Source organism: Flammeovirga sp. OC4 (assembly GCF_000812565.1).
In the GTDB taxonomy this organism is placed as follows: Bacteria; Bacteroidota; Bacteroidia; order Cytophagales; family Flammeovirgaceae; genus Flammeovirga.
This window is the reverse complement of the sequence record NZ_JTAM01000055.1, coordinates 40,007-66,160: the sequence shown is the minus strand read 5'-3', so window position 1 is coordinate 66,160 and position 26,154 is coordinate 40,007. Positions and strand designations below refer to the sequence as shown.

Sequence of the window (26,154 nt, the reverse complement as noted above, 5' to 3'; positions counted from 1 at the left end):
AACTCAAATCTAGCTTTAAAAATCAGCTTACTTAACTAAATTTTTAAATGAAAAACAATTATCTATTAATCTTACTTTCTTTGGTTTTAGGAAGTGCGGTTAATGCTCAAGAATGGAGCAACATTCCCGTGCCTGCTTGGTCAGGACCTAACCATTACTGGGAACTTCAGAGCAATCTCTCTGATGACTTTAATTATAATTTCAACGCCGTCAACTACAAAAGGAACTTTGGAAATGGAAAATGGTATAATTTCTATCACAATGCTTGGGATGGCCCGGGAACAACCTATTGGAAACACAATAGAGTGAAAGTAGATGGTGATAATCTTGTGATTACCGTTGCGAAAACCAACAACACCACAAAAATGGGAATACCTGGTGTATTATCGGGTTGTGTCACTTCTAATAATAAGGTGATTTATCCTGTTTATGTCGAGTCTGCTATCAGTGTAGCTAATATTTCATTAGCATCTTGTTTCTGGCTTTTGAGCCCTGATGATACGCAAGAAATTGATATTATTGAAAACTATGGCGGTGTACCTTGGTTTAAACAGTTTACACACATCAGCCACCACTCTTTTATCCGAAGTCCTTTTACAGACTACCAACCTAGGGATTGGAACAGCTGGTACCAAGATAGTAGAGTGAATGGTAATTATGGATGGGGTGATTGGTGTTGGAACAATGGCAACAGAAGGTATGTTAGAATGGGTGTGTATTGGGTTGGTCCAAAACACTTTGAATACTTTATTGATGGTCAATTAGTAAGAGTTCTTTATCATAATGCTACTGCGACTAAAGTCAATGGAACTTGGCAATACCAATATTTTAATTCAATGTCTGGTCAATTCCCGACCAATAATGCAAATGGATATACTGCTGTAACTACTTACACCACAAGTTCTACTTACAGTTTCCCTACGCTTCAGGCGGCAAGTAATAATTCAAATGGCATAAGTGTTATAGACCCAGGCAACTTCCAAAATGGAGCAGGGTTTACTAAAGCGATGGATATAATTATTAATGTTGAATCGCAACAGTGGTTAGCAACAAATCACTCTCCTTCTGATGCTCACTTGGCAAGTTCGGCAAGAAATCAAATGAAGGTAGATTGGGTAAGGGTTTACAAATTAAAACCTACATCCAATGCAAGAAGCAGTTCTAGTGTGTCAGATGCTCTTGAAGGTGAACTAACCGAAGAAGGTATTAAACTTTCACCAAATCCAGCCAATAATTTTGTGAGAATATCAGGATTAGGAGAAGGTGACTTCGAAGCGGTTGTTGTTTCATTACAAGGCAATGTAATTTCAACCCAAACGGTCAATAAAGAGGCAAATAACCTTTCTACAACACATCTTTCTCCTGGAGTCTACATCATTAAGGTAGCAGGAGAAGCACAAAAACTTCTAATCAATTAATCAAATTGTATTTAAATAGCATCTTGTTTAGAGGGAGTTCCATGTATTTGGAACTCCCATTTTTGATTTCAAAACTAAAAATAGATTATACAATCAAACTATCTGAATAAATTACTTACCTATATCAAAAGTGACTTTCTTCAACTGTCCTGAAGTGAATTTAAATTTTCCTTTATCTTCATAATGATGACTTACAGGCATTCCTTCATCACGACCGATATCAAATGTTTCATGGCCACCGTACATTACACTAACAGTATGTCCAACTTTTACTGTCTCCACCAATTTATCATTGATATAAAGTTCTACATCGGCAGGACCTGTAATCTTACGTTCGGTGACAGTATGTTTTAAAGTCACCTTAATATCACCATAAGGAATTTGTGTTCCTTCAGACTCGTAAGTATAGTAACCCAATGTTTGGTAGGTGTACATCAACTTACCGTCAAGGATATAAAGCGATTGTCCTCCCATATGTTCACCAAGTGCATAAATTACTCCCTCAGTTGTTTCGTCTGCAGTGATGTAAGCGTTTACTTCAAAATCATTGGTTTTGATTTCTGGGCCTGCCATTTCAGGAACTCTGTACGTATTGGTTGTAAACTCCCAGTATTTTTTGGCACCTTTTGCTGTACTTGATTCTGGTTGTAGAAGTGTACCTAATCCTGCTCCTACAGGGAATACATTGTATTTTTCGGCCTCAACCCAAAAAAGTTTCTCTAATTCTTTCACTTTCTCTGGGTGCTGATCTGCTATGTTTTTTGATTGAATTGGATCTTCATCGATATTATAAAGCTCCCATCCAATATTATCCGGATCTAAATTACCAAGGTTTGCTAAGGCTTGGGCATCAAACATCCATGGAACACGGTAAGGTTCCGCAGCTAAACTCCAACCTTCATGATAAATACCAATGAAACCAAGTGTTTCGAAATATTGTGTTTTATGATTCGTCTTAGCATCTGCATCCTTCCATGCATATTTCATTGATACACCTGGGTATTCTACACGCTTCTGACCGTTTACATAGTCAGGGGCTGGAACACCTGTAACATCTAAAATAGTAGGAACAATATCTGTTACATTTTGGAATTGACGTCTCCATTCACCTCTTGCTTCAATTTCTTTTGGATAACGGATTGCTGTAGAAGTCATTACTCCACCAAAATGTGATGCCATTTGTTTGGTCCATTGGAAAGGAGTTGATGAAGCATAAGACCAGCCTACTGCATAATGGTTGGCCAAGTTTGGACCTCCCCACTCTTCCAAACCACCTAGTTTATCAAGCATCTCCAATTGTTCATCCATTGTGAATTCAGGGAAACCATTTACGGTTAATAGTTCAGAACATGATCCTGTAGGCGTTCCTTCAGCAGAACATCCGTTATCAGCGGTAAGATACATGACAAATGTATTATCCAACTCACCCATTTCTTCTAGATGTGTAATTACACGACCAATGTGAAAATCTGTGTACTCAAGAAATGCTGCATTCACCTCCATCTGACGGCGAAGATATACTTTACCCTCTTCACTAAATGAATCCCAAGCAGGAATAGATGTTGGCCAATCAACAAGTTCAGCATCTTGAGGTACTAAACCGATCTCTTTTTGTTTCTCAAATTGCTCTAAACGTAATGCTTCATATCCTTCTTCGTAACGTCCTTTGTATTTATCTCTCCAATCGTCTGGAACATGAATAGGTGCATGAACTGCTCCGGGAGCGTAGTAGATGAAGAAGGGATCATCACGTAAGCCTTTCCAATTATCTAACCATTTGATAGTTTGGTCGGCCATATCTACTGAGATATGATATTGCGATCCATCTGCATTTTCCGTAGGCGTATCAATTGGAGTTGTTCCTTGATAAAGCAGAGGAAAAAACTGGTTGGTTTCTCCACCCATAAAACCATAGAAGAATTCAAATCCCCACATCCCTGTAGGCCATCCTTCGAATGGTCCAGCAGGTGACGCATCCTCCAATTTAGTATTGTGCCACTTACCAAAAGCCGCTGTAGCATAACCGTTATCTTTCAAAATCTTGGCTACTGATGGTGTTGTATAATCAATATCTGAGCTATAACCAGGGTAACCTGTTGCCGCTTCGTTAATCACCCCTGTACCGATTTGGTGCATGTTGTACCCTGTAAGTAATGAACCTCTAGTAGGTGAACAGATAGCGTTTACTGACATATGTGTATAACGAACTCCTTCATCTCCAATACGATCAAAAGCAGGAGTATTCATCGATCCACCAAAAGAAGATGCACTAGAATATCCGGTATCATCTAGCATGATAACTAAAACGTTTGGAGCACCTTCAGGGGCTTTTTTGGGATGAATAAAGTCTGGTTTTGAACCTTTAAGTGTCTTTTCTTGAACTCCTTGCCATTTTTCTAATGGATAAGGTATTGCATTCACTTCTTCAGTGGGTTCTTGTCCCAATACTGAAAAACTTAATAGTAGCAATCCTAATAGTATTTTTAAACCTTTCATAATTGATAATTTTTGTATAATGGGTGATAAAGGATCTCATCTTTCTGTAAGTATCAGGACAAAAATATTAGGGAGCTTTATCTTATCGATTTCGCAAAATTGAATTAGATAAAAGGTGTTTAGAAATCAGTAGATTTCTGATGATCTATAGGACACGAATGACGCTATCGCTTAACATTCGCGCCAGTGGGTCGTATCATCTCTCTAGCACAAGAGTTAAGCGATAGCGTCTCTTGTGCTTTGAAGATCTTTAGAAGTCTCTGACTTCTAGTTTAGAAAGCATCCTTTTTTTCTGTCCTTGCACTTATCTATTTATTTTGAAATCCTTTACCTAATCCTTTCAATCACAAATTTATTTTATCTAAATATGCTATAAAGACATAAAAAGGAGTTTTATTTGCATAAAACGACAAATCATTACTATGGACCATTATCAATTTGATTATTCAGAAATCACAAAAGGAATTGTAGATGCAACTACACATTTTGAAGAAGGGAAATGGACAGATAATCATTTTCATCTAGATAGTCATCAAGGAAAAGTCGATATATGGCTTTATGATTTATTCAACCATCAAGTTCATATTATGATTGGTGATTTTTTGATGGAGAATGATTTGATACTAGAAGAAAAACCCATCAATAAGGAGTTACTTACTTTTCGATTTGTCATTGACTCAGAAATAGAACAAGAAGGTTATGTTTTTGGAAAGAATCATCAAGAAGGTGCTGTTTTGTATAATTCTTCTCAACCTTCAAAAATTCATTTAAGTGCTCACCGTCCTTTTAAAGGTGTGACGATTAGAATTGCAAAAGGGTTTATTCAGCATGTAGAGGATGATAAATGGAATGCTTTTGAGAAACATATTAATCAAAATGATTACTGGTTGTTCTTCGAAAAAATTACTTCTGAAATGGATTTTTGCATCAAAGAGTTATTCCAAATTCAGCAAAGAGAATTAGGACAAAAAGGATTGAGTTTTTCTATTTCCTTCAAGTTAGTGGCCCTTTTTCTTGTTGAGTTCTATAAGCACCGGATATTAAATCAAAAAATAACGCTTTCTAAAGAATTAATTAATACGATATACCAAATAAAAAATCAGTTGTCAGATCAATTGGTTCAGCCTCCTAGTATAGAAGAACTGAGTATTCAATATGGAATGAACGTTCAGAAAATCAGGAAAAGCTTTCAACTTGTATTTGGTGCCTCTCCCCATCAATATGTTATGAAAGAAAGGGTTTTCAGAGCAAGAAATTTGGTTTTAAATACAAACCTTCCCATGTCTGAAATTGCAGATGAGCTGGGTTTTTCACATTCTTCCCATCTCACTCGATTGTATATTAAGGAATATGACATTTCGCCTCTGAAAGAAAGAATGTTAAATAAATGATGTTTAGTCATCACTGCCTTATGTGAAGGTGTGTCCCCTTATAACGTGACACATCATCACCTTATAAGGGAAAAGACTTCAACCTTACTATGTCGCACTCTTCACCCTTATAAGGGTGAACAATCCCACCCAATTACTTATGATGACTAAACCTCTTTTTTCTATAATTAAATCAGTTCAATCTCAGCAGGTCTCCAGGTTTGATCAATCCACTTTTCTGTTGGACCAAACATTCTCAACATGACAAACCAACTTTTATTAGGAATGGTCTGCAACCAATTATTTTCATACCCTTTTGGAGCCTTTGGCCCGAAATAGATGATATACGATCCATCCTCTTCCATTTTCATATTCTCCAACTGACTTCCAATGGTAGGTGTAGGCTGATCCGTTTGTAACATCGATCTTGTTTGAGAATCATAAATTGTCAATGCCCAAAAATCCTTCACAGGAGGGTTCGGTGGAATTCTTAGTTTATAAGTTCTTTTTCCATTAAATGGGCGTTTCTTATGGTCTAACATCAGCAATCCATAATCAGAACCTTTGCCGGGTGCTTTAACAGACATGGCCGGTGAAATTCCTGAATAAGGAAAATGAAGCATGGTTCTCGCATCAGAATTCATGGTATGCCCGTCTTCTCCTGTGAAGAAAACATTTTGGTCCGTAAACAACCTCATCCATGCACTTTCAGCATCAGGATACATTTGTACGCCATTCATATGATTGATAGTACCGGCCGTTCTTGGATACCAAACAATGGAGCGGGCAGTCGCATTCCCAATCAACACTGCATCATTGAGTATTCTTTTTAAACGTTTATCGGGTGAAAATGACTTTCCTTTTTCTATACCAATTGAAGCTAAAAGACCTCTAGTTTCTGCATCAATCATATCTAAAGGTTCTTCTTGTATTACCTCATGGATGGCTTCATAGAAGTGAAAATCGTTAGAATAAATGGTATTAAAATCTTGGCCTGAACCATCAATAAACACCATTGGTTTCGGATTTCCTTGTGCTTTTAATGGGTAAATCTTAAGATTGTTGACGATATGGTCTTTGGCACTTTTCACACCATTTTCTAAAGACATTCTCATCAACATCCAAAGCCTGTAAGTAGAAGAACGGATGACATGATAACCCTCTGGAACTTCTTGATCATAGGCTGGAGGTAACAATAAGTACTTCCCTCCCTCACCTTTATCGGGTCCAAAAGGACCAATGTCAGATACATAATAAAACCAAGCATCATTAATGGCTCCCGTCATCTCTGAAGGAACTTCCATTACTAACGGGCCTGTTTCTTTTAGATTGATAATGGGATTGACATAAAGTGTGGAAGTATTGGCCGTGAGATAAAGTGATTTTGAATCTAACTGTAAAAGCATTACTCGGTTGTATTCATCAGCACCTAATGCTTGGGGGCCTCTGATCAAATGACGCATCGATGCTGCTTGCATACATTTCAGGTAAACGTCCACTCCCCTCATTCTGTCTAGGTTGTCATAGGTAAGATCTACAGTCTTTTTTGTAGGGACTCCATCCATAAATCGTAATGTACCAATGGATGTTTTTATTTTATTAGGAGTAAGAATTCCTTCTGGAATTTCAGTGGTTTGACTGAAAGATGGGATTTTGTTATTCTCGTGATTTAGTAATAACAGTAATAGGAAAGAAATACACAAGACGGCTAAAATAGCATTCATCTTCTGATTTTCAGTTTTGAATATTGATTTCATGGTTTAATAATTTTTAGAAGAAATAGATGTTGAAATTTTATTCAGTTATTTATTGATATTTCTGGTTAGAAGACTACAATATCGTGCACCATGATTGAAGTCATGGGCAGGTGATATTAACTATGGTGCACGAAACACTTGCTTGTATTGTGTCCAAATGTTTAAGCCAGATGAAATAGATTGACTAGAAGAATTCGCTAATTCCGAAATAAAACATATGACCGTCTTTACCACATGCATAATCGACGTTAATATTCATTCGTTCGTAAGGTAATAATCTATATCGAGCACCTACTGAAAAAGCGGGTAACCATTCTGCATTTCTAAAACTCTGAGACATACCCGTTTCGTCATAACTTCCGAAAACCTTACCAATTCCTACTGAACCTACAAAACCCAATTTGTGATTTAGCCAAGGCGTTTCTTTACGGTATTCTGCTTGAAAGTTTACAAGATTTCGATCCATTCTTCGACCTGCTTCATAACCTCTCTGTAATACTTCGGCAGCTCTTCCATAAGTAGACCAAAAATCTCTGGCGGCATCTTTTGATACAAAACGCCCAAAACCTTGGAAAGCGATCACGTTACTCACATGCCCCACTGTAAAAAATTGACGGTAATCAGCGGTAAATATATTTTGGCTATTATCTCCAAGCATCTGATCCATTCTCACATTAATATACTTTCCTTTGTAGGGATAGTTGATATTATCTCTTGAATCGTAGGTCAAAGAATAACGGAGGCCATGTGTATGAACAAACTCATCTCCGAAACCATTCGCTTTTAATAATTTTTCAGACTCTTCATTTCTGCCAACAGTTTGACGGCCTGAATAGATATAACCAAGTCCTGCATATACTCTTGAGAAAATCTTTCTCTCTACCATCATATTAAACATGGTAATATTAATTCCAACGTCAGCCTGTTCTAGATCTAAATCTGGATTGGTAGGGTCTGGAGATAACTTATAAAGTTGATTTGCTCTACCAAACATACCGAAGTTATTAATCCTCCATAGGTCCTCTTTCAAATATAAATCATTGAAGAAACCTGCAAAATAACTACCATTTGAAGTATAATTACCTCCAAAACCTGTCATTGAAGGAGGTGAAACTAGATCATTCTTACTTGGGTAATATGTAATTGATCCTAATAAAGAAATCCCCCATTTTGTAGCAGGATCATAAGAAGGAAGAGGTACAAGATTAAATTTCACTCCTTTTCTTTCTTCCTCGTCATCAAATTCAGGTCGATCTTGATGTTTCGATTTTTTTGGTTCATCATTTTCTTTTTGAGCAAATGAACTCACGCCTGTTAACATCCAACAGGCTAGTAGCAAAAATTGTAATTTAGTTTTCATTTATATTTTATATCAAGTTGTCGATTGTAATGTTCAGAAAGGACGTAGTAATACTACATCCCAACCGAAATTCTATATAGAAGGAATACTATGAATTTATTCTCCGAAAGTATCCCAAGCTTTTCTCTCCACCACAATTAATTCTTTGTAATCAGAGGGCATATCCCAAGTACCTGCATAGTTTTTAGGTACAAAGAATACATCTCCTGGGAAATACGTTTTCTCTTTTTCTCCTTCAGGTTGTAATGTCACTTTACCTTCTATAACCAATACAAATTGATCATAAGGATAGCCATCTACTTTTAATTTTCCTGATTTAGACATCCATATCGCACCTACTAATTCCTCTCCTTTATAAACGACTTTTTCCCATTGTCTTAGGTCACCATGTATCTTATATTCTTCTGGCCAAGAGGGTAATTCAGTTAATGTTTTTTCATTGTAAATGGAATGGTTTTTCTGAATGGTCATAAAATCATTAAAGCTTCTTTTTCCTTCAAAAGGATCTGAAGTGTTTTCATTTACACCCACTTTAACACCTTTACACCCAAAGCTGAATATCAATAACAATACTGCACTTACTAACTTTTTCATATCTATCTTTATTTGATTTTAATTTTCAAGCATTGAAATGATAGTTATGTATTTAGCTTTTGAAAAAACACGCCCCATTTATAAAACAGGACGTGTAAAAAATTATTAAACTAAAATACGTGATTTTAATATCTATTCATTATCAAACTATTATGCTATTTAGAAGTTCACTCCAAAGATCAAGTGAACGGCTGAAGCATCTGGATTGTAGACCGTTCCACAAAATAAGGACGGACTGTATTTTTCAGTAAGCTTCAGATCAAAGGTTTTCGTCAAGCTAACATTGACTAAATTGAAATTGTCGTTTAAGGTATACTCATTATTACCTGCCCCAATGATCAATTCAAACCCTTTATAATTATATCCCGCTTCTACATAAATATCATTATCTTCACTTAAGTTAATGTACCCTGCAAAATGGAAATTCTTAATTCTTTGTATTATTCCTAACTCAAATGAGTGACCGACGTAAGATTCGCCTTCATCAATATTGTGTGTCGTTTTAGGACTATCAAAAGTCGCCGTTGAGTAAATGTAATCTATTACTTGTAGGCTCAACCCTATTTTCTCAAAAGTATACCCTACTCTATATTCAAATTCATACACTGCATTATTTCTGAAAAATGCATAAGTACCCCATCCTCCAACATAAAATCCCTTGTAGTTCAATTCTACATCTGGCTGTATGGCAGGGCTATATCCATAGTCTATACCTCTCCATACATAGTGATTAACAAGATCAGCTTCAGCTGAAAACTGCAATTTGTCCTGAGCATAAAGGTTTCTACAAACCATTATGACCAACAACATTAGTATTATAGTTTTAATTATTAATCGCATTTTAGTTGTTCTTTATGAAGTATGAGAAATGATGTTGAATCATTTTCAACATTACAAAGTTGGTACTTCTACGACTAACTTTATGGTATATAAAAATCTCTTTTTGGTAAAAAAAGAAAGCTGTATTATTGCCAAAAATTGGTGTATTGTATTAAATGGTCAACCTCACTTTTTTCTTTCAAATAACTTATTAAACTTCAATGGTTTAATAGTATGATCAATCCTTACTCGAATGAGCTTACTATTGTTGTTTAATAAATTTTCATTGCCAATAAAGGATCTTTCTTTTATAATTTGTATGGTCAAGAAAGTGTTTTTACTCACACTATGAGCAATGCCAAAAATCGTCCGATTACTTGCTAATTCTATTCCTGATGGACTATTTAAATTGATAAAAGGTTCAATCCCCACGGATAAAACACCGATATATGTCGGTAAACTAACGGAAGGGCTATATCTTAATCGAACATTGAGCGGTCTTTCATTATCAAAGAATTGTTGTTCAAAACGAAATCTATTCGTAAACCTCAAGCTACCAATTCGATTATTAATAATAATGTCTTGAAAAGGCCTAAATTCATTGGGTACTGTATTACCATGTAAATATTTCACCCCTCCTCTTAAGTGTATATTATTAGTCAATTCCAATCTTAATCCAGATCTATATTGCCACCTTTCAAAACCCATGATATCACTCCTATAACCGATATCTGAGTCTAAAGAAAACCGATACGATAGTTTATAAGTATTAAAGTAGTGTAGCCATAATACATGATCTTGAGCCATCAAATTGTGACTTATGAAGAATACCAATAGAAAGGATAAACTGCTAATTATCTTTTTCATATTGGTGCTTTATTATAATGATGAAAACTTGATACCTTAAGTATTAGGGAATAATGTCTTTTACAGTATATATTCGATTCAGTTAATCGCATTTTAGTCTTGTTATATTGAAATTTGAGAAATATTTTTACTCTTTTTACAAATTAAATTAAAGCAGAATTAGCTCTTTGGTAGATTCGGAAGTAGTATTGGTAAAAAAGATAATGACACTTTTAAAATCTTAATTAATACAGTTTCTTAAATTGTACAGGGAAATAATTATTAATCATATTAGAGATAGATTTATATCTCTATCAACTTAACCGCATTTAATACGAAATTAATGAATAACCACTTCTTAAATGGTCAGTACACTGAGAGTGCTTTAAAGGATTATATTTCTACTTTTGATGAATTTGAAATCAAAAGGAATCATTATTGGGGGAAATCGGCAGATGGAGAATTTAATTATTGGCTGTTCGATGAACTGGGAGATCTTTTGAGTTCAATAATGTTTGATGTTACTACGAAGAAGACAATCCAATTCCATGATCATTATGAAAAAGAAAAAGGTTTCCTTATTTCTTTCATATTAGATTCAACTGTTAGCTTTAATAATACATCAATTGGAAATGGCTTTTCTGAAGGAGCAGTACTTTTTAATTCTGATAAAGTCATCTCTTTAGATTTGGATAAAGGAAGAAATTTTAAAGGAATTACATGCCACCTCTCTCATGAATTAATGAGGAAAACCGGACGGGAAAACTTTGAAAGATTAAAAGATCTTATCGAAAACCAAAATCAGTTCGTATTATTTGAATCCATGTCCTACGAGATGGAGCAGTGTTTAAGAGAGCTTTTTGCTTTGCAAACGGAAAAAGTGGGAAGGTATGGATTTACTGCTGCCAAGGTATTAGAATTAATTGCTCACTTTTTTGTACAACTCTACACCCACCGCACGGGTCAACAAAAATTTGATCTCACTGAGGAAGAAACCGTCAAGATATTTAATATTAAGAGTAAAATTGTTGAGGACTTGATGCACCCTCCTACTATTGAAGCTTTAAGTATAGACTATGGTGTAAGTATTCCCAAATTAAGGAAAGACTTTAAAAATGTGTTTGGCTTGTCTCCACATCAATACATAATAAGAGAAAGATTGTATGAGGCAAGAAGAAAGGTAATTCAAACAAAGGAGAGCATGACTGAAATTGCAGACCTTTTAGGTTTTACGGATTCTTCTCATTTTACAAAGCTTTATAAAAAGGAGTTTGGACTTACACCTTTGAATGATCGTAAAGAGCATCATGGTTGATTTGATATCCATTATATTATATACCACGGCGTAAACACCACTGTTTTTATTATGTATACTTCATCAATATCTATTCTCTTAAAAAATAATCTACTTTATATGCCATAGTCATCAGGCTATGGCATATTGTACCACCTTTTCTTTTTTTACCAAAAACAAATTCTTTTATCCCAATCTTTTGTTTGATGTTCATCTACTTTTGTGATAACAAATAGAACGAAAATCAAATAGAAAATGAAAATTTTAAAACTAAAATCAATTAAGATCTTTGCTATCTTGACTATGTCTGTAATGGGTATTAACAGCGTTAATGCGCAAACTGCTGAAGAGATTGCGAATAAACTGCAAAATCCACTTTCAAGTATTGTAGCCCTTCCCATCCAACATAATATGGGAGTTGGTGTACCTGGTTTAGATGGTACTACCTATACCATGTCTTTACAACCAATCGTTGCTCAAGAGTTCGAGAAGTTTAGTCTTGTACACCGTGCTGTAGTTGGTTTATCGTATTTACCATCTACTACGGGACTTGAAAATAATCTAAACCCTCAGTTTGGTTTAACTGACCTCAACTACTCTTTCTTCTTTGCTCCAAAGAGCGTTGGTAAAGTAGCTTGGGGTATAGGACCATCAATTTGTATGCCTACAGCGACAAATGATATGCTAGGAAATGGTAAATGGAGCGCTGGAGCTTCATTAGCTTTAGTATACCAAACAAATGGTTGGACATTTGACATGATTTTACGTCAAACTATGTCATTCGCAGGTGATGACACAAGACCTGATGTAAACAATTTCGTAGCGCAAACTCTAATTGCAAAAAGTTTAGGTAAAGGATGGGTTATCAATACGTTCCCGACCATTACTGGTAACTGGAATGCTGAAAAAGGACAACAATGGACGATTCCTGTTGGAGGCGGTATTAACAAGTTAGTATTTATGGGTAAACTACCTGTAAACTTGGGTGTGCAATACTATAACAATGTTGTAAAGCCTGATCATGTTGGTCAGCATGAAGTAAGACTTCAAACAGTATTTGTATTCAGAAAATAAATTTCGAGATCATCAAGTTAGAATAAATCAATGCAATAGAATTCTACTATTTTAGTTAAGCATTTAATTCAATCAGTAGTTTAAAACTCCTCAATATTTGGGGAGTTTTCTTAACTTTACTTAAACCCTTTAAATTATGATCTTATTTATTACCATTACCCTACTTACAACAAGCATCGTTATCAAAGTGAGTACTGAAATGATTAATTCAACAATGAATTTTAATGAGGAAAACTAGATAATGTCTAATTTTTATCCAACCTAAAAATGAAAGAAGGACAGCTAAAACCATTTAGCTGTCCATTCTGTATCTAAAACCAATAAGTAAACCTAATCGTGATTATCTATTTCTAATTCAATCACATTACCGAAAACTCCGATATCTGAAATTGATTTTTCTGTTTCAATTGGAGTATATTCTACCATATTTTTAGCACCAAAAACATTGATGTATGAGTTTGAACCTGAATGAACATAAGCAAACTTTTCACTTACAGCAACCTTCACATTCATACTCAAATCTTCATTTACTGTAGTACTATTGATTGGAACAAAAGTACCTAAGTCATAAGCTACAAAGTTTTTGTCTTCTGAAAGTACATATAATCTATCCATCATGTAATTGATTTCAAAATCAACAATACCATTAGCATCCAATACTTTTTCAATCTTGCCTTCTTTTGCATGGATTTTATAAATCCCCTTATCACGATCAATACCTAATGCAATTTTCATATGGGCTGATCCATTGTAATATTTACGATAGACAATCTGATCAAACATTACACCTTCCTCTGGATATTCGATCATATTCTCATGCATGACAATGTCAGGATTACTCCAATCGCCTTCATTTGTAAAGACAATTGTTAAAAGTCCTTCATCTGTAGCTATAAGGCCATAATTCTCATCCCAGTTTTCAGAATAAATGTTCGTCGCATAGATTTCATTAAAATCAGGGTATGAATACATCACTTTTGCTGAATCTACATTGTATAGTTCCAGTTTATTATTTTCATCTACTAATAGGAAATAATTGTCTCCAAATCCTGATGAAAGGTAAGTTGTATTCACCCCAGCTTTTTGGTAATGATCTAATTCTACCTCTTTTGCTTGACCACTATTTAGCACATCTTCTGCATTGATATGAAAAATATTTCCTGTTTCATTAGATCTCCAAATTGCTAAGAAATCACTCCAGTCAGGTGTAGTTAATTGTACAGTTTCTGTAGTGACATTTATTTTAGGAGGGTACGTGTGAAAATGATTCATATGTAAATCAAGACCCGTGAAAATCGAGTACACTCTATCTTCACTATATACTTTTGCGTTAGCAATTTTGGGCCCTAACTCCTTGATCACTTTAGTACCACCTTCTTGTACAAATAAAGTATCGATACGGTCACTATGTGGTTCTCTTAATTCCACAAAGCTATGATCATTATAAGTGACTAAAAGTTTTAAGCCTTCAAACTCTCCATAAGGTGCGTCTTCTGGTTTCTCTGGTATTTCAGTTTCATCGTCAAGAATCTCATCTTTTTGACATGAAAAAAAGGTACAGCTAAATAAAAGCAGTAAAAAAAGGTAATTTTTCATTTATAAATGAATTGGTTTAAAAATTAAAAATTTCGATTACGGTATTATTTCTAGCATCTGTGGCTATACCTTTCATGGTATAGTCACCAGGTGGTAAATCTGATGGGATCAGAAGTGCATCCTTAAAATCAATTATCCTTGAATTTGCTGTCGTGAAATCGTAATAATTAGAAAGAAACTCATTATCGTTTTCGTCAACTAATTTGATATACAAATCTCTCAATACATTTAATCCTTCTAATTGAAACGCTATTTTAATTTGTTCTGACGGAGAAATATCTCCTTCTAATTGAATATCTAAAAAGCGTATAACAGGAACAATATGCAGGTCTCCTCCTTCTACTGCTTTATTGCCTTTTTGGTCGATAACAGTAAGTTCTAGGTGATAAGCACCTGTGTCAAAGTAAGCCGGTACGATTGGATGTTCATGAATTGAGGTGTTTCTTCTGCCTTCATAATATTGTGAATAATCATATGAAGCGAAGCTTGTATCCGATAAGGATTCAATCGTTACAAAAACTTCAGAAGCTAGTTCATCTCCATAAACTTGTGCTTCTAAGTGTAGATCCACATCAGCGTATCCTATTTGATTGTCACCGTGACCAGATATTCCTCTTCCGTATTTTAGATTTTCAATGCTCAGTTCTGTTGATTCTTCTTCTTGATTACAAGAAAGTAAAGTAAGAATCAAGACAACGTAGATTAGTTTTAGTTTATTCATTAAGATCATTTTTGCAATGTTGTCGCAAATGTAACCGTAGAAATATGAAATAATTCACCTTGTTATCGGTATTAGAAGTTTAAGCTTGAAAACAGCAATTGTGCTCTATGTTATTGGGTAATGTTAAGATAAAAACTATCGCTTCTGATATAAAATATCAATCAAACCATCCCCTTCTCCAGAAAATCCATAATTCAGAAATAGCGATGACACTAATCACAATTAAAAATATGTAATAGCCATTACTCATATTTAACTCTGGCATATTGACGAAGTTCATTCCATATATCCCCGTAAGCAATGTTAAAGGAACAAAGATCGCTTGGATGATTGTAAGCGTATTAAGCTTTTTATTACTTCTTTCTTGTAATAGTAATTGGTAGTGTGACTGTACCCCTTTTATGTTTTCCTCCAGCCTACTTGTCAAGTCTAGAATAAATGAGTAATTCTTTATCGATCTTCCTATTTCATCATCAATCCTTACTACCCCATCTGCCCATCTTAATTTTGGAATGGACTGTAATGCGATGTATTGGTCTTCGACAATATTGGAAAGGTTATGTACATTATCTTTTACATCAATAATATCAGAAATATCTAATTCATCTGGGTCTTCATCTAATTTTTGAGAAAGATCATCTACCTCATTTCTTGCTTTTTGAATGCAATGTGCTGTTTTCTTTAATACATAATTGACCATAAAGTAAACTAAATAATTCAGGTCAATGGCTAAATCGAAAGGGTTGTTATTTAATGCTCCGAAAATTTCTGAGAAGATATCATTAGATTGATGAACAATAGTGACCAATAAGCCTGGTCTGATCATCATCGTTAATGTTTCTTGTTGATAGATATTTTTTGTGTTGTTGATAGGTATATTCAAAACCATTGTTTTTGAAGTTAGTCGAATATTCCTCATTTTCTTAGGTTTTATAAAATCATTGAGGATCATCTGATCAAAATCATGATCCTCCAATGTAGATAAAATTTCTTGTCTGTCATCTACCTTGATTTCTAACCAATACTCCAGATTTTCTCCTAAATCATCTGGATCATTCTCGTATTCTATTTTTGAAATTCTGTGTTTATCAATTTGGTATAGATTTCTAATCATTTTGTTGGGTTACTTTTATTTTGAATTAAATAATACAAAATTCTTATAGCTCTTACAAATCAATCTTTATTTCTTCAATGTCGACAAGTATTTTAAAGCTCTTTTACTAACAGATTTTCTCTCATCATTTGATAAACGTACTAGATGAGGATACAACCACTCCTCTAGACCTTCATCTTTTTTTGACCACTTAAAAAGGGTTTCCATGGTTTGATTTAATACTATCCAATCATTGTGATTTTCTAGATTACTTTTCATGATGCTTATTGCTTCCAGCCTCTGTTGATCTGAAATTTCTTTTTCTAGTAAAAGGAATAGCTGAGCAAAAGTCCATTGTGTGGAAGCTTGATCAATCTTTGAAATTTCATTGATAAAACGGTCAATATAAGGAATTAGATAAGTCTTATCTGCTTTCCCAATTCTTTTCATAGCATTGGAAATTCTTAAGCGAACAACTTCATCATCACTAAAGTAACAGTTGAATAGTTCGTCAAATAAATCTCTTTCTTGCAATACCTCTTCAACAATTTCAACTGTATTGCCAAGAGAGTTTGGGTGCCCTCCTTTTAGTCTTTCTTCAAAATTTTTCATAGTCTAAAGTGTATTAAAAAAGCCCACAAAAATTTAATTTAGTGGACTTTTAACTGATAAACTATTTTTATGTTCTAAACATCAAAACGATCCGCATTCATCACTTTCTCCCAAGCTTTTACAAAATCTTTAGCGAAAGCTACTTTGCTGTCATCTTGTGCATAATATTCACAATATGATCTTAGGATAGAGTTTGAACCAAATACAATATCAACTTGTGTTGCTGTCCAATCAATCTCACCTGATGAACGATTTACAATATGATATAAATTGTGACCAGCAGGTTTCCAATTGTATTTCATATCCGTTAAAGTCACAAAGAAGTCAGTACTCAACTTGCCGACATCCTTCGTAAATACACCATGCTTAGTATTATTGTGGTTAGTACCCAAGACACGCAAACCTCCTATTAAAACCGTCATTTCAGGAGCTGTAAGTCCCAATAATTGAGCTCTATCTAAAAGCATTTCCTCTGGTTTTACAGCATACTCCTTTTTCAGCCAGTTTCTGAAACCATCATGAACAGGTTCTAATACTGAGAATGAATCTACATCCGTCATCTCTGCTGTTGCATCACCTCTACCAGGAATAAATCCAACTTTGATAGATGAATCAATCTCTTGTGCAGCTTTTTCAACGGCTGCTGTACCTCCTAAAACAATTAAGTCGGCAATACTTACATCCTTCGAAAAAGAAGATTTAATTTCCTCTAATTTCGAAAGGACTTTTTGTAGACGTTCAGGCTCATTGCCTTCCCAATCTTTTTGAGGTGCTAAACGAATACGACCACCATTTGCTCCTCCTCTAAAATCAGAACCACGATAAGTTCTTGCACTATCCCACGCTGTACTGATTAACTCTTGAGGGGTCAATCCTGAACCTAAAATCTCAGTTTTTAAATCCTCTACTTCAGATTCTGATAGAGTATAATCTACTTTCGGAATAGGATCTTGCCAAATTAAATCCTCAGCAGGAACATCAGCACCTAAGTAACGTGATTTCGGTCCTAAATCTCTATGGGTTAATTTGAACCAAGCTCTTGCAAATACATCCTCAAAGTACGCTGGATCGTTCATGAATTTCTCAGATATTTTACGGTACTCTGGATCTACCTTCATCGCCATATCTGCATCTGTCATGATTGGGTTTCTCTTTACATTAGGATCAAAAGCATCAACGGGTTTGTCTTCGTCTTTCATATTTACAGGCTCCCATTGATTCGCCCCAGCAGGGCTCTTTCTTAATTCCCAATCATGATTTAGTAAAAGGTGGAAATAAGTGTGATTCCATTTGTTTGGAGTCGTTGTCCAAGCACCTTCCAAACCACTGGTTACCGCATCAGCTCCACTGCCTTTTCCTTTAGGATTAATCCATCCCAAACCTTGTTCATAAATAGGTGCACCTTCTGGCTCTGCCCCTAATACTGAGGCATCACCATTACCGTGAGCTTTACCTACAGTATGACCACCTGCAGTAAGTGCTACGGTTTCTTCATCATTCATCGCCATACGACCGAATGTTGTACGAACATCATGTGCAGTTCTTTGAGGATCGGACTTACCTCCAACTCCCTCAGGGTTCACATAGATTAATCCCATTACTACTGCTGCTAGTGGGTTTTCCAAAGAATCACTATCGTCATTATCACCATAACGGTTATTGCCTAGCCATTCTTTTTCATTTCCCCAATAGATGTCTTTTTCAGGATGCCAGATGTCTTCTCTACCACCAGCAAATCCAAAGGTCTTAAATCCCATTGATTCATATGCCATATTTCCCGCAAGGATATATAGATCGGCCCATGAGATTTGATTTCCATATTTCTTTTTGATTGGCCAAAGTAAACGTCTTGCTTTGTCTAGGTTTGCATTATCAGGCCAACTGTTCAATGGTGCAAAACGTTGGTTACCGGTGTTACTTCCTCCTCGTCCGTCAGAAGTTCTATAGGTTCCTGCTGCATGCCACGCCATTCGAATCATTAGACCACCATAATGACCCCAATCGGCAGGCCACCAGTCCTGACTATCTGTCATTAGGGCTTTTAGGTCAGTTTTCAGTGCTTCAAGGTCCAACTTCTTGAATTCTTCTGCATAATTAAAGGGGGTACCGTAAGGTGAGCTTTTTGCATCGTGTTGGTGAAGAATATCTAAATTAAGCGTTTTGGGCCACCATTCTTGTACATTGTTTTGTGTTTGAGAATTTGTCCCTTGATGGAAAGGGCACTTACTTTCGTCTGTGAAATTCATAATTGAGTCTAGGGTTGTTGCTTCATTAATAAATTACAGTCAGATAGATTATTTAGGGATCTGTGATTACTAAAATTGGAATAATGAGAAAATTAAATCTATGTTGATTGTGTTTTATTGGTATAAATAATTAACTCATCTTCTAAAAGAATTAATTCAATTTAGTGTGTTGTTCCATACAAGTTATTACTATGTGTCTGTATCATTAAGTTATTTTATTTTCATCTAAAAAACAACGATTACAAAATAACTATCAATGGAACTTATGAGTTTCTTAAAAGTTTTCAAATTTGGGTGATAAATTTGATGAATTTAATCATAAATCACTTGTTTTTAATTCATTACACCGATGGAGTAAAATAAGGTTATCTTTATCGTGATCTCCTTTTTAATATCACTTCAAAAGATAACCTTGTAGTAAAAAAACGTTAGTCGCTGATGGTTTTGTTCCTGGCTAAGCTGGTATATTAAAATAAAACGTTGTGCCTTGATTTAAATGAGAATCGAGCCAAATATTACCTCCGTGAAGGTCTACTATTTTTCTACAATGAGCTAAGCCGATTCCTGTACCTTCGTATTCACAAGCAGGATGCAATCTTTGAAAAATTGCAAAAATTTTATCCTTATATTTTTGTTCAATACCGATTCCATTGTCTTTGACAAAAAAAATCCATTGATTTGTTTCTAAAGTCGCTCCTATTCTAATAACTGGAGTGGTTTGTTCTCCTTGAAATTTAATCGCATTGCTAATGAGATTTTGGAATAAGAGTCTTAATTCTGTTTCATAACCATTAATTTCAGGTAAGTCATTAATCAACAGTTCTGTATTAGTTTTTGATATAAGAGCATTGATATCCGATCTTACTTCTTCTAAAACACGGTTACAATCTACTTTTTCAATGTGCATATTATGGCCAATCATACCATAATCTAGTAAAGCTTTAATTAAGTCGCTCATTCGATCGGTTGCTTGTTGAATAAAGTCAAGGTATTGATCTGCATTTTTATCAATTACTCCTTTATATTGTTTATTCAATAAACTACTAAAACTATTTATCGTGTTTAAGGGTTCTTGTAAATCGTGACTTGCTATATAATTAAATTGTTCAAGTTCCTTATTTTTAATTTCCAATTTAGACGTATATACTTTCATCTGATGGTCTAATAATCGGTGCTTAACAACAATTAAATAAATGATCCAAACTGCAAGCACAGATAAACCTCTATTGACAAAAGCCATCCAAGTAGTTTGCTCATTGAAGGTAATAACTGGAATAATTGTGATAAGAATAGTAGCAAAAAAGGCAAACCTTCTAGTCACTTTTATTTTTTCCCTAATTAAAAGTGAAATACAACATACATATAAAACACCAACAGCTACACCTAAGGGTATTATCAAGTCTATGATAAATACTATTAGCATTAGGATTGTACATTGCATGGTTGGTCTTTTTAAATAATACTTCATATCAGTAATAGTAGTATTTACACGTAGATCAACTATCAAGTGGTTGTTGGATTTATATGAGATAGTTCTTCTTGGGTTGTGTTTTGAATGAGAAACTTGGTTACGAGAAATATATACAATTCTTTCTGTTCATCTATGATATTATTGAAGATAACATTGATTAATAGATAATCCTAACATTAACAAACTAACTATTGTACAATTCACAAAGGTTCTATGTTTTCTCTTTTTTTGTATTAAAATAGTCCTAAACATATAGTCACATACCATTTTGTTTTAAATAAATGCGATACAATTGCAAAATGAGTAACTTAATTTTAAAAAGGTTAAACAAAAAATAGTATTAATAATTATTCTTTTCAAGAGTATTTTAACTTACATGTTTGAATAATTATATTTTTACAATTTCTTAGTTTTGGAATATACTTGATGTGAGTCTATCATTTTAATGATAAAAAAACAGCCTATGAAATTAATCATAAGCTGTTTTCTATATTTTTAAGGACTGAAAAACTATTTAGTCTTCTCAGCTACCCAATTTTTAGCATTTACAAACGCCTCGATCCAAGGTGAAACCTCATCAGTTCTGTCTGATGGATAGTGTGCCCAGTTCCAAGGGAAGATTGCTCTCTCTAAGTGAGGCATCATTACTAAATGACGACCATCTTCAGAAGCTAACGCTGCAGTGTTGTAATCAGATCCGTTAGGGTTGGCAGGGTAAGAAGTATAACCGTATTTACCTACGATATTGTATTTCTCTTCTGCATAAGGGAAGTTGAATTTACCTTCACCGTGTGCAATCCAAACACCTAAACGAGTATCTGCTAATGAGTTCAACATTACAGTGTTGTTTTCAGGAATCACCATGTTCACGAAACCTGACTCAAATTTATGAGAGTTGTTATGCAACATCTTAGGTTTTTCATCATGACCTTTCGTCACTAAACCTAATTCAACCATCAATTGACAACCGTTACAAACACCTAAACTCAATGTATCTTCTCTAGCGTAGAAATTATCTAAAGCTTGTTTTGCTTTCTCATTGTATAAAAATGCTCCAGCCCATCCTTTAGCAGAACCTAAAACGTCTGAGTTAGAGAAACCACCTACAAAAACGATGAAGTTTACGTCAGTTAAATCTTCTCTTCCTGAGATCAAGTCTGTCATGTGGACGTCTTTCACATCAAAACCAGCTAAGTGCATAGAGTAAGCCATTTCTCTATCGCCATTCACACCTTTCTCACGGATAATTGCCGCTTTGATTCCAGAACGCTCTTTACGATCAGGGTTGATACCCAATGTAGAAAGCTTTCCTTCGAATCCTTCAGGAAATGAATAGTGCAATGGAGCATTTTTATAGCTCTCATAACGCTCTTTCGCTAATTCCTCACCACTTTGCTTTTGATCTAATAAGTAAGAAGTTTTCGACCATACGTCTCTTAACTCTTCTGTATTAAATGCCAAAGTAGTTCCGTTGTAAGTCACTTCAGTTTGAGTTCCTTCTACTGCTTGACCGATTACGTGGTAAGTTACACCCGCTTCTTTCATTACTGACTCTAAAGCTGCTTCGTCTTCTACTTGGAAGATTACTGAAGGCGTCTCAGAGAACAATACATTGGTCAAATCAGCAGTAGAGATTGCTGATACATCTACTTTGTACGCTACGTTTTGCTCAGGGAAAGTCATTTCAAGTAATGCAGTGATTAAACCACCTGCTGAAACGTCATGACCTGAAACTACGTTACCTGCTTTAATTGAAGTTTGAATTGCTTCGAAACCGTTCTTAAAGAAATCAGGTTTTGTTACTGTAGAAACTTTGTCACCTACTTTATTTAATACCTGTGCTAATGATGAACCGCCTAATTCATGACCACCTTGTGCAAGGTCAACATAAACTAATGATTTACCTACTTTAGCGACTGGCTCAACTACGTTTTTCAAATCGTCTACCTCACCTACTGTAGAAATAATTACAGTACCTGGAGAGTACACTTTTTCGTCACCGTACTTTTGCGTCATTGAAAGTGAATCTTTACCTGTAGGGATATTCACTCCTAATGCTACTGCAAAATCAGAACAAGCTTCAACTGCATCGTATAAACGAGCGTCTTCACCTTCGTTCTTACAAGGCCACATCCAGTTCGCTGATAATGAAACATTACCTAAACCGTGTGCCAATGGTGCCCATACTAAGTTGGTCAATGACTCCGCAATTGCGTTGATTGAACCTGCAGCAGGATCGATCAAGGCAGCTACTGGAGAATGACCAATTGTTGTAGCGATACCTGCTTTTCCTCTGTAATCACAAGCCATCACTGAAACGTTGTTCAATGGTAACTGAAGACTACCTGCTGTTTGTTGTTTTGCTACACGACCTGTTACAGAACGGTCCACTTTGTTCGTTAACCAGTCTTTTGATGCAACAGATTCTAATTGCAATACATCATTTAAGTACTCATGTACTTTTGAAGCTTCCACTTCAACAGCTGAGAAAGTAGGAGCTACTTTTGTATCCTTCATGATTGTTTTTGGTGCTTTACCAAACATATAATCTAAAGGCATATCAATAGGAGCATTTCCTGTTGTTGTATCTTTAAAAGTGAATTGCATATCGCCTGTTGTCTCACCAACTACGTAGAATGGGGCACGCTCACGAGCAGAAATTCTCTTTAAAGTATCAATATTTTTCTCGTTGATCACCAATCCCATTCTTTCTTGAGATTCGTTACCCACGATTTCTTTATTCGATAACGTTGGATCACCTACTGGTAATTTGTCCACATCGATCTGTGCTCCTGTTTCTTCAACTAATTCAGAAAGACAGTTCAAGTGACCACCCGCACCGTGATCATGAATCAATACAATAGGGTTTTCATCCGCCTCTGACATTGCACGAACCGCATTGTATACACGTTTCTGCATTTCAGGGTTTGAACGTTGAATTGCATTTAATTCGATAGAGTTAGAGAACTCACCAGTTGCCACAGAAGAAACGGCTCCACCGCCCATTCCGATACGGTAGTTATCACCACCCATTACAACAACTTTGTCACCTTTCTCTGGAGTATCTTTTAAGGCATCTCTTCTCTTACCGTATCCGATACCACCTGCCATCATGATTACTTTGTCGAAGCCATGTTTTTTAGCTTCTTCCTCATGTTCGAAAGTAAGTACTGAACCAGCAATCAATGGCATACCGAATTTGTTACCAAAATCAGATGCACCGTTTGATGCTTTAATTAAGATTTCCATTGGAGTTTGGTAAAGCCATGGTCTTTCCGCCATACCTTTTTCCCACTGACGATCATCTTCTAATCTTGAATAAGATGTCATATAAACCGCAGTACCTGCCAATGGCATAGAACCTTTACCACCTGCCATACGGTCTCTGATTTCACCACCAGCACCTGTAGCAGCACCGTTAAATGGTTCAACCGTTGTTGGGAAGTTGTGCGTCTCTGCTTTTAAAGAGATCACTGATTCGAAATCTTTAGTTTCAAAGAAATCCGGCTTGTCTTGAGTAGCAGGAGCAAATTGTTCCGCTACAGGACCTTTAATAAATGCTACGTTGTCTTTGTAAGCAGATACTAAGTTATCTGGAGTTTCGTCTGAAGTTTTACGGATCAATTGGAATAATGAAGTAGGTTTTTCCTCTCCATCAATCACAAAAATACCGTTAAAGATCTTATGTCTACAGTGCTCTGAATTGACTTGTGCAAAGCCATAAACTTCAGAATCTGTTAAAGGACGATTTAATTTTTCACTTACTTCTTTTAAGTAAGTTACCTCATCCTCACTCAATGCTAATCCCTCCTCTTCATTATAAGAAGCGATATCTTCGATATGACGAATTGGTTCTGGCTCTACATCAATGGTGTAGATTGAACCGTTTAATCCTTCATACAAAGCTTGTAGCATTGGATCAAAATCAGCTGATTTCTCAGATTCAACGTGAAGGAATTCCTCAATACGAATAATTCCCTCAATGCCCATATTTTGAGTAATTTCAACTGCGTTTGTACTCCAAGGAGTTAACATTTCTTTGCGTGGTCCTACGTACCAGCCGTCTAAAGATGTTTTTTCTGACAATTCTGCATTGCCAAATAACCAAGAAAGTTTTTCTAGATTTTCTTTTGAAAGTGCCTGACCGGCGTGTACTGCAAATACATTGTCTGTATTGCCTTGGAAAAAGAGTACCATTTTGCCCAATTGATTTTTCAGAAGCCCAATAATGCCCCCAAAAGTAAGGGTTAATTTGCTATTTCAACACATTTAGATGAAAAAGTCACTAAAAAATTAAGTTAATATGAACTTTTAGGTCTATTTAATAAAAAAATACATCCATTTATGAAGAAACGGATGTATAATTAACTTTCATTTATTGTCGTTACTAAGCAATTAGTGTACTTTCAACTAATTAAGAACTATATCCACGTTGGCAATTGATATCGCTTTTTCTGATTCTAAAAATCGAATCAATTTAAAATTATCATTTGCGGGATCTTTAATATCCTGTAAATATTGATTGGTGAAATGCTCTGCATGTACAATGTTTCCATCAATATCTTTCCATTTGATAAATACGCCATTTATAGCTTTATCTGATTTCATTATTTCTCCTTGTAAAACTAAAGCGGCTTTTCTTTCAAATATTTTAATGATGTTATCATTCACTCTAAAATAACTGTTATTGTACTCAGCATTTAAGAAATGAACTTTAGGTTTAAACTCGGTGGTTCTTATCTCTACCGTTTCGGCAGTGTAAGGGATAGTTGTGACAACAATGTCTGAAAATGATAAATAGGCTAATGCAGTAAAAATAATTGCTCCAAAAGAACAGGCTACGATCAGTGTTTTCAAAGATTCTTTTTCAATGACTCTTCTTTGTCTTTCTTCTTTTTTTAAAGAACTGAGTAACTGTAATGCTTTTTCATCCAAAGGGTTTACCTCTAGACATTTGTTGGCAAAGCTGATCGATAAGTCTCTATCCTCTCTTCTTTCTTCCTCGTAGTACTTGTTAGCATAACAAGAAGAAATCATAAATAGGGTTTTTGAATCAAAAGGGTTAATTGTTAGTGCTTGATCGAGTTCGAATATTGCATCATCCCAATTTTTGTATTTATGATATCCGATTGCCCTTGCTAAATGCGAAGAAAAAAGATCCTGCAATTTTACCCATTCTCTGTCAGTAACGCCGATTTCTTTCGCCGCAGCTTTCAGATCGCTTTGGGTAATTACATTAGCACGACTTTCTTTGATTTCATATATCCGCTGGATGAACCTGGATAAATGATCTGAACTCATTATAGTATCTCGCATAAGGATCGTTTTGGGTATTAGTAACGTACTTTGTCTAATTAAATATAAACATTGTAGCGATCAGTTAATAA

18 protein-coding genes are annotated in these 26,154 nt (G+C 35.2%); 4 read left to right on the top strand and 14 right to left on the bottom strand.

Annotated features, from left to right (window positions below):
• Positions 1–47 precede the first annotated feature (47 nt).
• Positions 48–1,418: a T9SS type A sorting domain-containing protein gene (locus PL77_RS22300; RefSeq protein ID WP_063769042.1), complete on the top strand. Its 1,371-nt coding sequence runs from the start codon at positions 48–50 to the stop codon at positions 1,416–1,418.
• A gap of 111 nt (positions 1,419–1,529) precedes the next feature.
• On the opposite strand, the gene PL77_RS22295 is transcribed toward PL77_RS22300, so the two are convergent.
• Positions 1,530–3,914 carry an arylsulfatase gene (locus PL77_RS22295; protein WP_052444641.1) on the bottom strand — a complete coding sequence of 795 codons (2,385 nt, stop codon included), beginning with the start codon at positions 3,912–3,914 and terminating at the stop codon, positions 1,530–1,532.
• A 422-nt stretch (positions 3,915–4,336) separates the two neighbouring features.
• Here PL77_RS22295 and PL77_RS22290 point away from each other — a divergent pair, with 422 nt between their 5' ends.
• The gene (locus PL77_RS22290; RefSeq protein WP_044210447.1) at positions 4,337–5,305 is read left to right on the top strand and encodes an AraC family transcriptional regulator; all 969 of its coding nucleotides are present in this window, start codon (positions 4,337–4,339) and stop codon (positions 5,303–5,305) included.
• A gap of 167 nt (positions 5,306–5,472) precedes the next feature.
• Here the strand turns inward: PL77_RS22290 and PL77_RS22285 are convergent, their stop codons facing one another.
• The 5 genes from PL77_RS22285 to PL77_RS22265 form a co-directional block, all read right to left on the bottom strand.
• A complete protein-coding gene (locus tag PL77_RS22285; RefSeq protein ID WP_052444640.1) occupies positions 5,473–7,041 on the bottom strand; it encodes a DUF1254 domain-containing protein in 1,569 nt (522 codons plus the stop codon).
• A 184-nt stretch (positions 7,042–7,225) separates the two neighbouring features.
• Positions 7,226–8,401 (bottom strand): BamA/TamA family outer membrane protein, encoded by a 1,176-nt coding sequence (locus PL77_RS22280; protein ID WP_156152489.1) that lies wholly within the window; start codon positions 8,399–8,401, stop codon positions 7,226–7,228.
• Positions 8,402–8,497: 96 nt separating this feature from the next.
• Positions 8,498–8,995, bottom strand: a complete 498-nt coding sequence (locus tag PL77_RS22275; protein ID WP_044210442.1) for a cupin domain-containing protein — start codon at positions 8,993–8,995, stop codon at positions 8,498–8,500.
• A 159-nt stretch (positions 8,996–9,154) separates the two neighbouring features.
• A complete protein-coding gene (locus PL77_RS30940; protein ID WP_172665927.1) occupies positions 9,155–9,805 on the bottom strand; it encodes a TorF family putative porin in 651 nt (216 codons plus the stop codon).
• 195 nt (positions 9,806–10,000) lie between these two features.
• On the bottom strand, positions 10,001–10,681 hold the full coding sequence (locus tag PL77_RS22265) for a DUF2490 domain-containing protein (protein WP_082026682.1): 681 nt from the start codon (positions 10,679–10,681) through the stop codon (positions 10,001–10,003).
• A 322-nt stretch (positions 10,682–11,003) separates the two neighbouring features.
• Between PL77_RS22265 and PL77_RS22260 the strand changes: the two genes are divergently transcribed.
• Together PL77_RS22260 and PL77_RS30935 are read left to right on the top strand one after the other, a co-directional pair.
• Positions 11,004–11,975, top strand: coding sequence for an AraC family transcriptional regulator (locus PL77_RS22260; protein WP_044210438.1), 972 nt, complete (start codon positions 11,004–11,006; stop codon positions 11,973–11,975).
• A gap of 234 nt (positions 11,976–12,209) precedes the next feature.
• The gene (locus PL77_RS30935) at positions 12,210–13,028 is read left to right on the top strand and encodes a hypothetical protein (RefSeq protein WP_052444638.1); all 819 of its coding nucleotides are present in this window, start codon (positions 12,210–12,212) and stop codon (positions 13,026–13,028) included.
• Positions 13,029–13,358: 330 nt separating this feature from the next.
• Here the strand turns inward: PL77_RS30935 and PL77_RS22250 are convergent, their stop codons facing one another.
• The 8 genes from PL77_RS22250 to PL77_RS22215 form a co-directional block, all read right to left on the bottom strand.
• A complete protein-coding gene (locus tag PL77_RS22250) occupies positions 13,359–14,624 on the bottom strand; it encodes a hypothetical protein (RefSeq protein WP_044210437.1) in 1,266 nt (421 codons plus the stop codon).
• Positions 14,625–14,640: 16 nt separating this feature from the next.
• Positions 14,641–15,345: a DUF4625 domain-containing protein gene (locus tag PL77_RS22245; protein WP_172665926.1), complete on the bottom strand. Its 705-nt coding sequence runs from the start codon at positions 15,343–15,345 to the stop codon at positions 14,641–14,643.
• 157 nt (positions 15,346–15,502) lie between these two features.
• On the bottom strand, positions 15,503–16,459 hold the full coding sequence (locus PL77_RS22240; RefSeq protein WP_044210435.1) for a magnesium transporter CorA family protein: 957 nt from the start codon (positions 16,457–16,459) through the stop codon (positions 15,503–15,505).
• A gap of 66 nt (positions 16,460–16,525) precedes the next feature.
• Positions 16,526–17,050: a hypothetical protein gene (locus PL77_RS22235; RefSeq protein WP_044210433.1), complete on the bottom strand. Its 525-nt coding sequence runs from the start codon at positions 17,048–17,050 to the stop codon at positions 16,526–16,528.
• Between the two features lie 74 nt (positions 17,051–17,124).
• Positions 17,125–19,296 (bottom strand): catalase/peroxidase HPI, encoded by a 2,172-nt coding sequence (gene katG / locus PL77_RS22230; protein ID WP_044210431.1) that lies wholly within the window; start codon positions 19,294–19,296, stop codon positions 17,125–17,127.
• Positions 19,297–19,750: 454 nt separating this feature from the next.
• Positions 19,751–20,764: an ATP-binding protein gene (locus PL77_RS22225; protein WP_082026681.1), complete on the bottom strand. Its 1,014-nt coding sequence runs from the start codon at positions 20,762–20,764 to the stop codon at positions 19,751–19,753.
• A gap of 513 nt (positions 20,765–21,277) precedes the next feature.
• The gene (gene purL, locus PL77_RS22220; RefSeq protein WP_044210428.1) at positions 21,278–24,964 is read right to left on the bottom strand and encodes a phosphoribosylformylglycinamidine synthase; all 3,687 of its coding nucleotides are present in this window, start codon (positions 24,962–24,964) and stop codon (positions 21,278–21,280) included.
• Between the two features lie 213 nt (positions 24,965–25,177).
• Complete coding sequence (locus PL77_RS22215; protein ID WP_156152488.1) at positions 25,178–26,083, bottom strand: hypothetical protein; 906 nt, start codon at positions 26,081–26,083, stop codon at positions 25,178–25,180.
• Positions 26,084–26,154: the final 71 nt, after the last annotated feature.

What these genes read in the sequence shown, in the direction of transcription:
- PL77_RS22300 (WP_063769042.1), top strand. Translation starts at nt 48, where the DNA reads ATGAAAAACAATTATCTATTAATCTTACTTTCTTTGGTTTTAGGAAGT.
- PL77_RS22295 (WP_052444641.1), bottom strand. Translation starts at nt 3,914, where the DNA reads ATGAAAGGTTTAAAAATACTATTAGGATTGCTACTATTAAGTTTTTCA.
- PL77_RS22290 (WP_044210447.1), top strand. Translation starts at nt 4,337, where the DNA reads ATGGACCATTATCAATTTGATTATTCAGAAATCACAAAAGGAATTGTA.
- PL77_RS22285 (WP_052444640.1), bottom strand. Translation starts at nt 7,041, where the DNA reads ATGAAATCAATATTCAAAACTGAAAATCAGAAGATGAATGCTATTTTA.
- PL77_RS22280 (WP_156152489.1), bottom strand. Translation starts at nt 8,401, where the DNA reads ATGAAAACTAAATTACAATTTTTGCTACTAGCCTGTTGGATGTTAACA.
- PL77_RS22275 (WP_044210442.1), bottom strand. Translation starts at nt 8,995, where the DNA reads ATGAAAAAGTTAGTAAGTGCAGTATTGTTATTGATATTCAGCTTTGGG.
- PL77_RS30940 (WP_172665927.1), bottom strand. Translation starts at nt 9,805, where the DNA reads ATGTTGTTGGTCATAATGGTTTGTAGAAACCTTTATGCTCAGGACAAA.
- PL77_RS22265 (WP_082026682.1), bottom strand. Translation starts at nt 10,681, where the DNA reads ATGAAAAAGATAATTAGCAGTTTATCCTTTCTATTGGTATTCTTCATA.
- PL77_RS22260 (WP_044210438.1), top strand. Translation starts at nt 11,004, where the DNA reads ATGAATAACCACTTCTTAAATGGTCAGTACACTGAGAGTGCTTTAAAG.
- PL77_RS30935 (WP_052444638.1), top strand. Translation starts at nt 12,210, where the DNA reads ATGAAAATTTTAAAACTAAAATCAATTAAGATCTTTGCTATCTTGACT.
- PL77_RS22250 (WP_044210437.1), bottom strand. Translation starts at nt 14,624, where the DNA reads ATGAAAAATTACCTTTTTTTACTGCTTTTATTTAGCTGTACCTTTTTT.
- PL77_RS22245 (WP_172665926.1), bottom strand. Translation starts at nt 15,345, where the DNA reads ATGAATAAACTAAAACTAATCTACGTTGTCTTGATTCTTACTTTACTT.
- PL77_RS22240 (WP_044210435.1), bottom strand. Translation starts at nt 16,459, where the DNA reads ATGATTAGAAATCTATACCAAATTGATAAACACAGAATTTCAAAAATA.
- PL77_RS22235 (WP_044210433.1), bottom strand. Translation starts at nt 17,050, where the DNA reads ATGAAAAATTTTGAAGAAAGACTAAAAGGAGGGCACCCAAACTCTCTT.
- katG (WP_044210431.1), bottom strand. Translation starts at nt 19,296, where the DNA reads ATGAATTTCACAGACGAAAGTAAGTGCCCTTTCCATCAAGGGACAAAT.
- PL77_RS22225 (WP_082026681.1), bottom strand. Translation starts at nt 20,764, where the DNA reads ATGAAGTATTATTTAAAAAGACCAACCATGCAATGTACAATCCTAATG.
- purL (WP_044210428.1), bottom strand. Translation starts at nt 24,964, where the DNA reads ATGGTACTCTTTTTCCAAGGCAATACAGACAATGTATTTGCAGTACAC.
- PL77_RS22215 (WP_156152488.1), bottom strand. Translation starts at nt 26,083, where the DNA reads ATGCGAGATACTATAATGAGTTCAGATCATTTATCCAGGTTCATCCAG.